The 14,067-nt window shown below is 37.5% G+C and carries 12 protein-coding genes; 10 read left to right on the top strand and 2 right to left on the bottom strand.

Going from position 1 to position 14,067, the window contains the following annotated elements:
- Positions 1 to 35: 35 nt before the first annotated feature.
- The 9 genes from ACQ76T_RS02605 (at position 36) to nhaA (ending at position 11,772) form a co-directional block, all read left to right on the top strand.
- Positions 36 to 263: a DUF6814 family protein gene (locus tag ACQ76T_RS02605; RefSeq protein ID WP_431341793.1), complete on the top strand. Its 228-nt coding sequence runs from the start codon at positions 36 to 38 to the stop codon at positions 261 to 263.
- A 75-nt stretch (positions 264 to 338) separates the two neighbouring features.
- Positions 339 to 533: a hypothetical protein gene (locus ACQ76T_RS02600; RefSeq protein WP_422691695.1), complete on the top strand. Its 195-nt coding sequence runs from the start codon at positions 339 to 341 to the stop codon at positions 531 to 533.
- On the top strand, positions 526 to 3,228 hold the full coding sequence (locus ACQ76T_RS02595) for an ATP-binding protein (RefSeq protein ID WP_431341792.1): 2,703 nt from the start codon (positions 526 to 528) through the stop codon (positions 3,226 to 3,228). The genes ACQ76T_RS02600 and ACQ76T_RS02595 overlap by 8 nt, the downstream gene beginning before the upstream one ends.
- A 9-nt stretch (positions 3,229 to 3,237) precedes the next feature.
- On the top strand, positions 3,238 to 3,597 hold the full coding sequence (locus ACQ76T_RS02590; RefSeq protein WP_431341791.1) for a response regulator transcription factor: 360 nt from the start codon (positions 3,238 to 3,240) through the stop codon (positions 3,595 to 3,597).
- A 57-nt stretch (positions 3,598 to 3,654) separates the two neighbouring features.
- The gene (locus ACQ76T_RS02585) at positions 3,655 to 5,541 is read left to right on the top strand and encodes an AMP-binding protein (protein ID WP_431341790.1); all 1,887 of its coding nucleotides are present in this window, start codon (positions 3,655 to 3,657) and stop codon (positions 5,539 to 5,541) included.
- Positions 5,542 to 5,555: 14 nt separating this feature from the next.
- The gene (gene acs / locus ACQ76T_RS02580) at positions 5,556 to 7,511 is read left to right on the top strand and encodes an acetate--CoA ligase (RefSeq protein ID WP_431343708.1); all 1,956 of its coding nucleotides are present in this window, start codon (positions 5,556 to 5,558) and stop codon (positions 7,509 to 7,511) included.
- Positions 7,512 to 7,908: 397 nt separating this feature from the next.
- Complete coding sequence (locus tag ACQ76T_RS02575; RefSeq protein ID WP_431341789.1) at positions 7,909 to 8,271, top strand: hypothetical protein; 363 nt, start codon at positions 7,909 to 7,911, stop codon at positions 8,269 to 8,271.
- A gap of 109 nt (positions 8,272 to 8,380) precedes the next feature.
- The gene (locus ACQ76T_RS02570; RefSeq protein WP_431341788.1) at positions 8,381 to 10,591 is read left to right on the top strand and encodes a RelA/SpoT family protein; all 2,211 of its coding nucleotides are present in this window, start codon (positions 8,381 to 8,383) and stop codon (positions 10,589 to 10,591) included.
- A gap of 2 nt (positions 10,592 to 10,593) precedes the next feature.
- Complete coding sequence (nhaA, locus tag ACQ76T_RS02565; RefSeq protein ID WP_431341787.1) at positions 10,594 to 11,772, top strand: Na+/H+ antiporter NhaA; 1,179 nt, start codon at positions 10,594 to 10,596, stop codon at positions 11,770 to 11,772.
- Here nhaA and ACQ76T_RS02560 read toward each other — a convergent pair.
- Positions 11,769 to 12,779 carry a YihY/virulence factor BrkB family protein gene (locus tag ACQ76T_RS02560; RefSeq protein ID WP_431341786.1) on the bottom strand — a complete coding sequence of 337 codons (1,011 nt, stop codon included), beginning with the start codon at positions 12,777 to 12,779 and terminating at the stop codon, positions 11,769 to 11,771. The two genes, nhaA and ACQ76T_RS02560, sit on opposite strands and share 4 nt — an antisense overlap.
- A gap of 267 nt (positions 12,780 to 13,046) precedes the next feature.
- Here ACQ76T_RS02560 and ACQ76T_RS02555 point away from each other — a divergent pair, with 267 nt between their 5' ends.
- Positions 13,047 to 13,520 carry a 23S rRNA (pseudouridine(1915)-N(3))-methyltransferase RlmH gene (locus tag ACQ76T_RS02555; RefSeq protein WP_422691686.1) on the top strand — a complete coding sequence of 158 codons (474 nt, stop codon included), beginning with the start codon at positions 13,047 to 13,049 and terminating at the stop codon, positions 13,518 to 13,520.
- A 78-nt stretch (positions 13,521 to 13,598) separates the two neighbouring features.
- Here the strand turns inward: ACQ76T_RS02555 and ACQ76T_RS02550 are convergent, their stop codons facing one another.
- The gene (locus ACQ76T_RS02550) at positions 13,599 to 14,054 is read right to left on the bottom strand and encodes a tRNA (cytidine(34)-2'-O)-methyltransferase (RefSeq protein ID WP_431341785.1); all 456 of its coding nucleotides are present in this window, start codon (positions 14,052 to 14,054) and stop codon (positions 13,599 to 13,601) included.
- Positions 14,055 to 14,067: the final 13 nt, after the last annotated feature.

The following is a 14,067-nucleotide window of genomic DNA, read 5'->3' as shown; positions in this document are numbered from 1 at the left end:
TCACTTAAATTTTTATTAATTTTAAAACAACTAAAATGAACGGACTAAAAAAAATATTAGGTATACTCTGGATCGCCGTAGCGGTGATTGTAGGATATTTCGGAATTACAGTGTTGGGAATTCCTAAGATTACTTCCGGAAAACAAGAAGATCTGGTTTTCGGCATCATTATTTTGTTTGTACTGATGCCTATTGTCTCCGGCGGGATGGCTATTTTCGGATACTATGCCTTAACAGGAGAATATTCTGGCGACAAAATATAATTTTAAAAAAAATGATGACTGATGAACGGATGATATCATATCTGTCGTTCATCAGTTATCTTTTGATCATCATTTATGAAAAAAAGACACGAACAAAAACTGATCATCTTAAGCATCGGACTCATGATTGCTTTCAGCATTCCTATCTCTCTTCTTTTCAACAGTGACAAAGAAGTTTTAGGCTATCCTATGATCCTAGTTTACCTGTTCGCTGTATGGATGTTCTCTATTGTGGTTTCATTAGTAATTGTAAAAAGATACGATGAGTAGTGTTTCATTATTTTTTGTAGTCTTGTTCTATCTGGCCCTTCTTTTCTTAGTTGCCCATCTGGCAGAGAAGAAAAGAAGTAAAATTTGGATCAACAATCCCTACATTTATGCACTCTCTCTTGCTGTATACTGTACAGCATGGACGTATTACGGAAGTATTGGAGTGGCTGCCACCAGCGGATTAGATTACCTGACGATATATATTGGTCCCATCATGATTATTCCTGCATGGATCTATATCAACATGAGAATTGTAAGAATTTCGAGAGTTAATAAAATAAGCAGTCTGGCCGATTTTATTTCTTTACGATATGGAAACAGCAGAAGCCTGAGCGCCATTATAACGATAGTCTGCCTTTTAGCTATTGTCCCTTACATCGGACTTCAGATAAAAGCGATCTCCGAAACTTTTCACCTGGTAACAGAAACCCCGATGTCGCAGGATATTCTCACAGACAATGCAACATTCGTGGTGATTCTGATCGCTTTATTTTCTTCTTATTATGGAACCAGATATGTTGATGCTTCAGAAAAACGACTGGGAATCATTTCTGCTATTGCCTTAGAAAGCTTTCTGAAGCTTTTCTTTATCATTATTTTAGGTCTTTTTGTAATCTATTATGTATTTGACGGCTTTTCCGACATTTACCAAAAGGCCAGTCATTTTAAGGATTTCAAAGCTAAAAATACCTTCAACGGGATTGAAGGTGCTATGAACTGGATGGTGCTCTGTATGATTTCAGCAACAGCAATCTGCATTCTTCCCAGACAATTTCACACTGCTATTATTGAAAACAGGCAGGAAAAGCATATCAAAACTGCTGTTTGGTTTTTCCCGCTTTATCTTTTAATTTTCACTTTATTCATATTTCCGATTGCGTGGGGCGGAAGATTGATTTTTGACGGACAGAAAGTAAATCCGGAGTTCTACTCTATTTTAATTCCACAACATTTTGACAACACCCTGATCACCGTACTGGTATTTCTTGGTGGGTTAAGCTCATGTATTTCGATGATTATTATCTCTGCCATCACCCTATCCATAATGCTTTCCAACAACCTTATCATTCCTTATGGATTACTTGGGAAGCTCAAATCTGAAAATGAAGAACAAAACACCAGAAGCATTACCACTATCAGAAAATTCAGCATTTTCGCTCTGATCATCATGGCTTTTGCTTTTTACAAATATTTCATTCTGAAAACGTCTCTGGATTCTGTTGGTTTAATTTCTTTTGTAATAATTGCCCAATTAGCTCCTGCTTTCTTTGGAGCCATATTCTGGAGACGAGGAAGCTACAAAGGGGCTCTTGCAGGACTTGCTGCCGGACTTGCCATCTGCTATTTCGGATTGATTATTCCGCAGTATTATTTCTCGTACAATCAAGAATTGAAGGGCGTTCTTAGAGAGATGTACAATGCTTTCGGATTCTTTTCAATCCCTTATCTTGACAGAATCCCACAGATCTTTTTCTGGTCTATTTTAGTGAACACCAGTTTATTCACGATTGTTTCGGTAAGCACCAAAGGAAATTACCGTGAAAGAAACTTCGCTGAACTGTATGTAGATATTGATAAATACATTCAAAATCACGAAAATGCTTTTATCTGGCGCGGAACAGCTTATATTTCGGATATTCAGAACATTTTGGAAAGATTTTTAGGAAAAAATAAAACCGAACAGGCCCTAAGGATCTTCAATTTAAAATACAACATCGATTCCAAGACAGAAACGGCTGATTCAAGGTTTATAAAATTCTCGGAAAACCTCCTTGCAGGCAGAATAGGAACCGCTTCCGCCAAAATCCTAATTGAAGGCGTAACAAAAGAGGATAAAATTTCATTAAAAGAAGTTTTAAATATTCTTGAAGAATCAAAGGAAAACATCACTCTTAATAAAAAGCTTACAGAACAGTCCGAAGAGCTGCAAAAGCTTTCCGATGACCTTCGAAACGCCAACGAAAGTCTTATTATTAAAGACCGTCAAAAAGATGATTTTCTGGATTCAGTGGCACATGAATTGAGAACTCCCATTACTGCCATCCGTTCTGCCGGAGAAATTTTAGCAGATGATGATGATATTCCTTTCGAAATAAAACAGGAATTTTTGAATAACATCATCACCGAGTCCGACAGGCTGAGCGAGATTATTAATGATATTCTTTACCTCGATAAACTTCAGCATGGTGAAATTTCATTACATATTCAGTCCTACAACATTATTGAAACTTATAAAAAGGCATTAAGCCCTATTCTTCATCTCATACAGCAGAAAAACATTCATTTAAGCGAAGTTGATCTATTAAATCAATTCATTTTTGATTATGATGAAGCAAGAATGATCCAATTATTCCAGAATATTTGGGGAAATGCGCTGAAGTTTACAGACGAACAGGGAACGATACAAACGAAATTATTTGAAAAAGACAAACATCTGATCATTACCATTTTCAATACCGGGAAGCATATTCCGGAAGAAGATCTTGAAATGATTTTTGACAAATTTTATCAATCCAAAAACCAGAACATTTTAAAACCTACAGGAAGCGGATTGGGACTGGCAATTTCCAAAAAAATTGTACAGGCACATGGAGGAAGCATAAAAGCCGAAAACAGCGGGCTGGGCGTCACCTTCACGATCAGCATTCCTGAAAAAATTATACAAGAAACCAAGAATGAAGTTGAACATCATTAAAAACGAACTATGAAAAAGATAATTATTGCGGATGACGAACACAAAATATTAATGTCACTGGAGTACAGCTTTAAGAAAAACGGCTATGACGTCTATATTGCCAGAGACGGAACGGAAGTTCTCGAGTTTCTGAAGACCATGGTTCCCGATGTAATTCTCCTTGATATTATGATGCCCAATCTGGATGGATACAGCACTTTGGATATTATAAGGCAGGATGAAAAACTGAAAGATACCAAAGTTATCTTTTTGAGCGCCAAAAACAACCCACGGGATATTGAAAAAGGATTGGAAATGGGAGCAAACGCTTATGTAACCAAACCTTATTCCATCAAAAAACTGATGCAGCAGATTGAAGAAATGTTTTAAGATGCCACTTCCCAATTAACCCTTTCAAGGTTAGAAAACAAACACACGACTATTGATATGAATACTGAAACTTTATTTAAACAAAGCATAGAACACAAAGAAGATTTCTGGAAAGAACAGGCCGGACAAATACAATGGTTTGAGTTTCCGGAAAAAATTCTTTCTACAGATGAAAATGGCTACCCTCAATGGTTTGCCGACGGACAGCTCAACATGTGTTATTTATGTATTGACAAACATATTGAAGATGGTTTCGGAGATCAGATTGCTATTGTTTATGATTCTCCTGTAACTCAACAGAAGAAAATGTATACTTTCAGTCAGGCAAAAGAAGAAATTTCAAAATTCGCAGGCGGATTACAATCGCTGGGACTACAAAATGGTGACACAGCTGTTATTTATATGCCTATGATTCCCCAGACGCTATTTGCAATGCTGGCCTGTGCGAGAATTGGAGTGATACACAATGTTGTTTTCGGAGGTTTCGCACCTCATGAACTGGTTGTAAGAATTGACGACTGTAAGCCCAAAGCACTCATCACCGCCACAGCAGGAATAGAGATTGCCAAAAGAATCCCCTATCTTCCTCTGGTGGAAAAAGCGATCGAGCTTGCGCAGGATAAAGTGGAACATATTGTTGTTTATAATAGAAAGCTCGTTGACAATCAGCACGAAATGTTTGAAGGATTACTTGATTACGAAGAATTGACTGAAAAATCCCAGCCTGTTGATTGTGTTTCCGTATCCTCTACTCACCCACTGTATTTATTATATACATCAGGAACTACCGGAAAACCGAAAGGAATTGTTCGCGACACTGGAGGATACGCCACAGCGCTGAAATTTTCTATGAAATACATCTACGGAGTAGAACCCGGAGAAACCTACTGGGCAGCATCTGATTTCGGGTGGGCTGTAGGGCACAGCTTTTCCGTTTACGGACCGCTGATCAACAGAAATACCACCATCATTTTTGAAGGAAAGCCCATTATGACTCCAGACGCAGGAACGTTTTGGAGAATTATCTCAGAATATAAAGTTTCAGTGATGTTCACTGCTCCTACCGCCATTAGAGCCATCAAAAAAGAAGATCCTAACGGTGAACTGGTTAAAAAATACGATTTGTCTCATTTCAGAAAACAGTTTCTGGCAGGTGAACGATGCGACGTAGCCACGTTGGACTGGTTTGCAGAACATATCGGAGTTCCTGCAATTGATCATTGGTGGCAGACAGAATCCGGATGGCCAATGCTTGGGCTTATGACTTTTGATGATCAGTATACCATCAAAAGAGCTTCAGCAGGAAAACCTATTCCCGGATATAACATTAAGATCTTTGACGAAAACGGTTTGGAACTCGACCCACATCATGAAGGCTATCTCGTTATCAAACTACCACTTCCTCCAGGGGCAATGTTAGGAATCTGGAAAGACCATGAGCGTTTTCAAAACAGTTATCTGTCCCAGTACAATGGTTATTATTTCTCAGGGGACGGAGCCATACAGGATGAAGACGGTTATATTTTCATTACCGGAAGAGTTGATGATGTTATTAATGTAGCCGGACACAGACTTTCCACTTCTGAAATGGAAGAAATTGTTTCTTCCCACCCTGATGTTGCAGAATGCGCTGTAGTAGGGGTAGATGATGAGCTAAAAGGACAGGTTCCTTTCGCTGTAGTTGTTTTGAAAAATGGTTCTGAGACTTCTGAAGAGGATGTTGAAAAAGATATTATCCAGATGGTTCGCAACAAAATCGGAGCGGTAGCCTTTCTGAAAAATGCAATGGTTGTAAAACGCTTACCCAAAACAAGATCCGGAAAAATTTTAAGAAAACTCATCAGAACTCTGCTGGATGGAAAAGAATTTCAGATTCCGTCCACTATTGACGATGAAAAAATCATTGAAGAAATTCAGGAAAAAATCAATGAATATAAGGCCTGAACGGGAAATTAAACATAAATTTAAAATATAATAAATTCAAATTTCAAAAAAACGAAAGGGATATGAGAAATTACTTAATAGAAGATTTACCACAGTATTTCGAAGACTATAAAAAATCCATCAAGAATCCTAAAAAATTCTGGGATAAGGTTGCAGATCAAAATTTTGTGTGGTATCAGAGATGGAGCAAGGTTGTTAAGTACGATATGAATGAAGCAAAAATTACGTGGTTCAAAAATGCAAAACTCAATATTACCAAAAACTGTATAGACAGACATCTTGCCGTAAGAGGTGACAAAACAGCCATCATTTGGGAACCGAACGATCCGAAAGAAGAAGCTCAGCATATTTCCTACAATGAACTATACACAAGAGTCAACAAAACAGCCAATGTTCTTCGGGATATGGGAATTGAAAAAGGAGACAGAGTATGCATCTATCTTCCTATGATTCCCGAATTAGCTGTTACCATGCTTGCCTGTGCAAAACTGGGAGCTGTTCACTCTGTTATTTTTGCAGGATTTTCCGCTTCTGCAGTTGCCTCGAGAGTGAATGACTGTGAAGCTAAAATGGTCATTACATCAGACGGAAGCTATCGTGGAAACAAGGTTTTAGATTTAAAAACCATCGTGGATGAAGCTTTGGAAAAAACACCGACTATTGAAAAAGTATTGGTCGTAAAAAGAACTCATAACGAGATCAAAATGAAAGAAGGAAGAGATTTCTGGCTGGCTGATCTCTATGAAAAAGCATCTCCTGACTTTGTGACGATGATCATGGATTCTGAAGATCCTCTTTTCATCCTTTATACTTCAGGGTCTACAGGGAAACCAAAAGGGATGCTTCACACCTGTGCAGGTTATATGGTATATACTGCTTATACATTCAAAAATGTCTTCAACTATAAAGAAAATGATATTTACTGGTGTACCGCTGATATCGGATGGATCACAGGCCATTCTTATATTTTGTATGGTCCGTTATTAAATGGAGCTACCACCGTTATTTTTGAAGGCGTTCCTACTTATCCGGAACCGGACCGTTTTTGGGAAGTTATAGAAAAACATAAAATTACTCAGTTTTACACAGCACCAACAGCCATCCGTTCCTTAGCGAAAGAAAGTGCAGAATGGGTAGATAAACATGATCTGAGTAGCTTAAAAGTAATTGGATCCGTAGGAGAGCCTATCAATGACGAAGCCTGGCATTGGTTCAACGATCATGTTGGAAAAAAGAAATGTCCGATCGTAGACACCTGGTGGCAGACGGAAACAGGAGGCATTATGATTTCACCACTTCCTTTTGTGACGCCTACCAAACCTACTTACGCGACCTTGCCTTTGCCGGGAATACAGCCTGTTTTGATGGATGATAAGCGTAACGAGATTACGGGTAATCAGGTGACAGGAAATCTCTGCATCCGCTTTCCATGGCCAGGAATTGCGAGAACCATCTGGGGAGACCATCAACGATATAAAGAAACTTATTTCACCGCATTTCCAGGAAAATATTTCACGGGTGACGGCGCTTTGAGAGATGAAGTAGGCTATTATAGAATTACAGGTCGTGTAGATGATGTCATTATTGTTTCCGGTCATAATTTGGGAACGGCACCTATTGAAGACAGCATCAACCAGCATCCAGCTGTTGCAGAATCGGCTATTGTCGGTTATCCTCACGACATTAAAGGAAATGCTCTTTATGGTTATGTAATGCTGAAAGAGATCGGGGAAGGCCGCGATAAGGATAATCTTAAAAAGGAAATCAACCAACTCATTGCTGACCAGATCGGTCCTATTGCGAAACTGGATAAAATTCAGTTTGTATCCGGGCTTCCGAAAACACGTTCAGGAAAAATAATGCGTAGAATATTGAGAAAAATTGCAGAAGGAGACTTTAGTAATTTCGGAGATATCAGCACGTTATTAAATCCAGAAATTGTAGAGGAAATTAAGAACGAAAAAATTTAAGCAATTTTTAATTAACCCTAAAAAGAGAGGCAGTCCCGAAGAGTTCTGTCTCTCTTTTTTTATAATTATTAACTAAAATTTCATTTTCCCAATAAGACCCTTGTTGTAATCAGATGTCAAGGCCAAATACCAACTTATCTACAAAAAATTAGAGTTAAATAAACTCCGTACTAAATAATTCTTTTATAGAAGAGCAATTGCGAAGGTTAGAATAGACCAATAGCCCTACTGCAAATTTACCAAATTAACAAAATTAAACAAATGTTCAATAAATATCATCAAACAATAACCCATTATTGTATAAATGAAATGTTAATTAACAAACTTTACCGACAGAAAACACAATAAAATAGAAAAATAATAACTACCTTTAATCATAACTTTAAACCAATTAACTATGTCAAATATACTAGCGGGGCTATTTGAGCACCACAGCGACTACAAAAAGCTTGAAAGTGATCTGGAAAACTCAGGTTTTGCCAATTCAGATTATGTGATCTACATTAATGATTCCGGTAATTCTCAATATCTGGCCAGTGTTACGGTAAAAGATAACGACCAGGTTGAAAATGCTAAAAATATCTTTCATCAGAATGCAGCTTTAAAAGCCTATTTATTTGAAGGAATGAATGTGAAAGAAACCAATTATGATACCATCAAAAAGTACATAGACGCCAGAAACAGGGCAGAAATACACAACAGCCCTGATGTAAAAATCAAAACATCCAGTGATGGCATGAATTCAGAAGTGAAATTCTAACCTGCACTAAAACTTATACTCAAAAATCCGTAGAACCTTCTGCGGATTTTTTATGTTTGAAAAAAGCAAAAATTTTCGTATTTTCGTTTAATTATAGGCATTAGCACAAATGAGTTACGACTTAGAACAAGAGAACAAGGAGATCCTTGCAAGATATAAGGATCTGATTTCGAATACATACAGGACTTTGGATGAGGAAAATAACAAACTTATCCGAAAGGCATTTGATATTGCTTTAGATGCCCATAAAGATCAAAGGAGAAAATCCGGAGAACCCTACATCTACCACCCTATTGCTGTTGCCAAAATTGTAGCAACGGAGATTGGTTTGGGGGCAACGTCTATCGCCTGTGCACTGTTGCATGACGTAATTGAAGATTCAGATTATACTTACGAAGATCTCAAGAAAATCTTCGGACAGAAGATTGCCAACATCGTGAATGGACTCACCAAGATTTCCATTATGAATCATCAGAACATTTCTGTACAGTCTGAAAACTACAGAAAACTTTTGCTGACCTTATCTGAGGATTTCAGAGTTATCCTGATCAAGATTGCAGACCGTCTTCATAATATGAGGACGCTGGAAAGCATGGCTCCTGACAAGCAGAAAAAGATTGCTTCAGAAACAGTTTATATTTATGCTCCAATGGCGCACCGTCTTGGTTTGTATAACATCAAATCTGAGCTGGAAGATCTTTCATTGAAATATAACAGTCCTGAAGTATACAACGAAATCACGGAAAAATTGGAATTGGCCAAAGAAAGCCGTGAAAGATATATTGAAGAATTTAAGACCGAAGTATCTGAAAAACTTCGTGAAGAAGGATTGAATTTTAAGATCAAAGGACGTGCAAAAGCTATTTCTTCTATCTACAGAAAAATGCTGAAGCAGGGAGTTTCTTTTGAAGAAGTTTTTGATAATTATGCGATCAGAATTATTTATAAATCTGATGCTAAAAATGAAAAATTTCTTGCCTGGAAAATCTATTCTATCGTTACAGATGTCTACCACAGTAATCCGTCAAGAATGCGTGACTGGATCACTCAGCCCCGTTCTACAGGTTACGAAAGTCTCCACTTAACTGTTCTGGGGCCCGATAAAAAATGGATTGAGGTACAGATTCGTTCCGAAAGGATGGATGAAATTGCCGAAAAAGGGGTGGCAGCACACTACAAATACAAAGAAGGCTACAAGCAAAGTTCTGATGACAGGAATTTCGAAAAATGGGTAACAGAAATCCGTGAAGTTCTTGAACAGCAACAGAACCTGTCCACGTCTGAACTGTTAGATAATATTAAGCTGAATCTGTATTCCAAAGAAGTATTTGTCTTTACTCCGAAAGGAGAAATTAAGATTCTTCCGACCAATGCAACTGCTTTAGATTTTGCATTTTCGGTTCACTCCGATTTAGGAATGAAATGTCTGGGTGCAAAAATCAATGGAAAACTGGTTCCTATTTCCTACGTTCTTCAAAATGGAGATCAGGTAGATATCCTTTCCTCTCAGAATCAGAAGCCCAAATCTGATTGGCTGGAATTTGTGGTGACCTCAAAGGCAAAGTCAAAGATAAAAAGTTATCTGAACTCTCAGAAAAACCAGTTGGTAGAGGAAGGGAAAGAGACTTTGCAGAGAAAACTCCGTCATGCGAAAATTAATTTCAATGATGAAGAAGTAAATAAGCTTCAGAAGTTTTTCAATTTAAAATCATCTCAGGAACTGTTCCTGAAATTCCAGAGCAATGAGCTGGATGCAAGCAGTCTGAGAAAATATATAGAAAGTAAAAACGTTTTCAATAATTTACTTTCAAGATTCAGAAAATCTCCAACGAAGAATACTCATTTCGAAGAACCGAAACAGCAAAATCTTGACATGATTGTCTTCGGAAAGGATGAGGAAAAACTGAATTATACCTATGCAAAATGCTGCACTGTAATTCCTGGAGACAAAATCTTCGGATTTATTACGATTTCAGACGGAATCAAGGTACACAGCGACAACTGTCCTAATGCAATTAACCTTAGAGCACAGTATGATTATCGTGTCATCCCTGCCAAATGGGTAAATGCTGAAAGCTTCAAAAACAGAGTAAAAATTGAGATTGAAGGATTAGACAGAATGGGGATGATCAACGATATTACGACCGTCATCAGTGGAAGTATGGGAATGGATATGAAAAGTATGTCTATTGAATCCAACAACGGCGTTTTCACCGGAAACATCAACTTGGAAGTAAAGAATAAAGGTCAGCTTGAAGAGACCTTCAAAAAACTTAAAAGTATTAATGGCGTTTCAAGAGTGAGGCGATTACAATCTTAAACATGAATTTATCTCTTTATTTTAAAAAATTTTTCAACAACAGCCAGTCTTCAGGAATTATCCTTATTTTCTGTGTGCTCGTTTCATTATTCATTGCCAATTCATCTGCCGCTGAAAGTTTTCAACGGTTTTTAGATCAACAGGTTGGCACTCATCTTTTCGGATTGAACTATCCTGTCAGCATATGGATCAATGATGGATTGATGGCTGTATTTTTTCTGTTGGTAGGACTTGAAATAAAGAGAGAGCTTGTGGAAGGAGAACTGTCTTCTTTTAAAAATGCTTCACTGCCTATTTTTGCAGCGGTAGGCGGAATGCTTGTGCCGGCTGTAATTTATACTCTTTTTAATGCTGGCACGGAATACAGCAACGGATGGGGAATTCCTATGGCCACCGACATTGCCTTTTCACTCGCCATCATCTCTATGCTGGGGAAGAGAATTCCAAACTCTATCAAGATATTTCTTGCTGCTCTTGCCATTGTAGATGACCTGGGAGCAATTCTTGTGATCGCGATCTTCTACACCGAACAGATTCACTGGACTTATCTTTTATTATCTTTCGGAGTTACGGCACTGTTGTTTCTTTTGAATTTTTTAAAAGTCACCAAAATTATATTGTATATTATTCCGGGGATGTTCTTGTGGTATTTTCTTCATCATTCCGGGATTCATGCAACAATAGCAGGTGTTTTACTGGCATTTTCTATTCCGACCAATGCATCAAATGTAGAAATATCTCCTTTGGAAAAACTGGAACATAAGCTTCATATTCCTGTAAGTTTTATGATCATGCCTATATTTGCCCTTACGAATACCAATATTACTTTTTCCAATGATATGGTAACAGGTGTTACCAGCACGTTGGGTCTGGGAATTATCTGCGGTTTGATATTAGGTAAGCTTATCGGGATCAACTTATTCTCTTTGATCGCTATCAAATTAAAGCTCAGCTCCTTGCCTCAAAACAGTAACTGGACACAGATGATTGGCGTAGGTTTACTGGCCGGAATTGGGTTTACCATGTCTATCTTTATTGCATTATTGTCTTTTAAAGAAGAAGTTCTTATTCAGGATGAAGCTAAATTTGCTATTCTTATTGCTTCTTTTATCGCCGCTGTTTTGGGATATCTGATTTTAAGTATAAGTTCCAAAGGAAATATGGAACCGGAGGAAGACTAATCTTTCTTCAGATCACTCAATTTTCTGCGATGGTCTTCATTATTGTCAAAATCCGGTTCTGCAATTTGATGATATTGAGTGGTTCCTTTCTCTATTTCGTCGGAAAGAAGTTTTTCTATTCTGAGTTTTCGGATAGCCATATTCAGTTCGTTTCCGAATAACAGAAGGTAGACGTTTACATTTACCCAGACCATCAGTAAAATCATACTTCCGATGGAACCGTAAAGAACGTTATAGCGAGCGATGTCTTTTACATAAATGGCGAAAATATAAGTCGTAACCAAAAACAGTACAGTCGTCAGAATTGCTCCGGGGACCGCCTGTCTGAATCTGGTAATCTTTACCGTTCCCAACCAATAAAATAAAGTCAGAAGAATAAAATAGAACAACGGAAATGACACAAAACCGATAATACTGGAAAGGTTGTCTACCAACCATGTAATATCGTAGGCGGGAGTAAAAAGCTTCATAACGACTTCCACATAATACACTCCGAAAAGTGTTAAAAAGACGATGGTAATAAATCCTATTGTAATAAAGAACGAAAGAATAAATTCCTTTACATCACTAAGCTTCTCTTCTGTATTTTCATTAAAGCCATTGATCAGGGAAAAAGTACCATTGGTAGCGAAGATTAGCGCCAGAACAATCGTAAGATTACTGATTCCCCTCATATTGGGAATGATATTGTTTTCTATATATCCTCTTACATCGCCTTCCATATTCGAAGGAAAAACATTATGCATCAGAACGTCAAAAATGTAGAACTGCAATTTATCATAATGCGGCATATAAGGAAGTACTGAGAGCAAAAACAAAATAAAAGGAAATAAACTGATGGTGAAGCTCCAGGAAATGGCAGCCGCTTTACGTCCTATTTTACCTTTGAAAATCCCCGAGATATAGATCTGAAACATCTGCCAAAGCGATATTCCTAAAACAGGAATATGAATGTTATCAAAAAACTCTTGGATCTTCAAAATAAAATTAGGAATCTTTATACCCATCTATTTGTTTGTTTAATACAAATGTAGGGGAATTAAATTAAATAGAGGCAATAAGGGGGCAGGTGTTAGGCGGCAGAGATTAGAGAGTTTGAGAAGGGGATGGTTTTAGGGATAACGTTGTGGAAAAACAATCCACATCTCATGCCACGCAATCAGCAACCAAGCAACCAACAACTGATAACTCGCATCCCGAAATCATAAACCGACACCCAAAACTTGACCTTTACCCTTTGAAATCCTATCTTTGCATTCTGAAACCTCTTATAAATGCGCATCAGTTTACTTTGTATCGGAAAAACAGACGACAAGGAAATCACTTCTTTAATCAACTATTACCTCAACCGGCTACCCAAACACTGGAATTTTGAAATTACGGAAATCCCGGATGTTAAAAATGCTAAAAATTTATCTTCGGATCTTCTTAAAAAGGAAGAGTCAAAATTATTTCTGAATCATATTGATAAAAATGATCTTGTTGTGATTCTTGACGAAAAAGGAAAACAGTTTACAAGCCGTGAGTTTTCCCAAAAAATTGATACCTGGATGAATTCTTCTGTGAAAAAAGTACATATTCTGATTGGAGGAGCTTATGGTTTTTCAGAAGAAATGTACAGCAGAGCCAATGAAAAGATGTCTTTATCTAAAATGACATTCACCCATCAGATGATCCGTTTATTTATCGTTGAGCAACTGTATCGGGCTGACCAGATTTTACAGGGAAAACCTTATCATAATGACTAAAGAAGCCTTCTGTTTTCAGAAGGCTTCTTTTTTATATTATTCGTTTATTATTTTTGAATATGGCAGTAAATATATATATTACATTTTCAAACCGATCTGTCTTTTCGCCTCTCCTACTACAAAAGCCACAGAATTAGCAATATTAAAGCTTCGGATGAGTTTTGACATCGGAATAGTCAGATGATTTTCAAAACGGTCTAAAACCTCTTTACTCAGCCCCACACTCTCCTTTCCGAAAACCAGCCAGTCTCCATCCTGAAAATCGGTCTCTAAATACGATTTTTCAGCGTGTGAACTCATTAAAAAAACCCGTGACATATCCGGAATTTTTTCAATCCATTCTTCAACATTGGCATATTCTGTAACATCCAGATGAACCCAGTAATCTAAACCGGAGCGTTTCAGGTTTTTATCATTAATGACAAATCCAAATGGATGAATCAGGTGCAGCCTACATTCTGTACCTACACATAATCTACCGATATTTCCGGTGTTATTGGGTATTTCGGGTTCTACAAGAACAACATTCAACATTTTTATGAGTTTT

The sequence above is a fragment of the Chryseobacterium sp. JK1 genome (assembly GCF_050632815.1).
In the GTDB taxonomy this organism is placed as follows: Bacteria; Bacteroidota; Bacteroidia; order Flavobacteriales; family Weeksellaceae; genus Chryseobacterium.
Note: the sequence above shows the minus strand (reverse complement) of the source record. Positions and strands in the feature narration are given on the sequence as shown.

Coding starts and splice junctions, on each gene's coding strand:
- ACQ76T_RS02605 (WP_431341793.1), top strand. CDS start 36: ATGAACGGACTAAAAAAAATATTAGGTATACTCTGGATCGCCGTAGCG.
- ACQ76T_RS02600 (WP_422691695.1), top strand. CDS start 339: ATGAAAAAAAGACACGAACAAAAACTGATCATCTTAAGCATCGGACTC.
- ACQ76T_RS02595 (WP_431341792.1), top strand. CDS start 526: ATGAGTAGTGTTTCATTATTTTTTGTAGTCTTGTTCTATCTGGCCCTT.
- ACQ76T_RS02590 (WP_431341791.1), top strand. CDS start 3,238: ATGAAAAAGATAATTATTGCGGATGACGAACACAAAATATTAATGTCA.
- ACQ76T_RS02585 (WP_431341790.1), top strand. CDS start 3,655: ATGAATACTGAAACTTTATTTAAACAAAGCATAGAACACAAAGAAGAT.
- ACQ76T_RS02575 (WP_431341789.1), top strand. CDS start 7,909: ATGTCAAATATACTAGCGGGGCTATTTGAGCACCACAGCGACTACAAA.
- ACQ76T_RS02570 (WP_431341788.1), top strand. CDS start 8,381: ATGAGTTACGACTTAGAACAAGAGAACAAGGAGATCCTTGCAAGATAT.
- nhaA (WP_431341787.1), top strand. CDS start 10,594: ATGAATTTATCTCTTTATTTTAAAAAATTTTTCAACAACAGCCAGTCT.
- ACQ76T_RS02560 (WP_431341786.1), bottom strand. CDS start 12,779: ATGGGTATAAAGATTCCTAATTTTATTTTGAAGATCCAAGAGTTTTTT.
- ACQ76T_RS02555 (WP_422691686.1), top strand. CDS start 13,047: ATGCGCATCAGTTTACTTTGTATCGGAAAAACAGACGACAAGGAAATC.
- ACQ76T_RS02550 (WP_431341785.1), bottom strand. CDS start 14,054: ATGTTGAATGTTGTTCTTGTAGAACCCGAAATACCCAATAACACCGGA.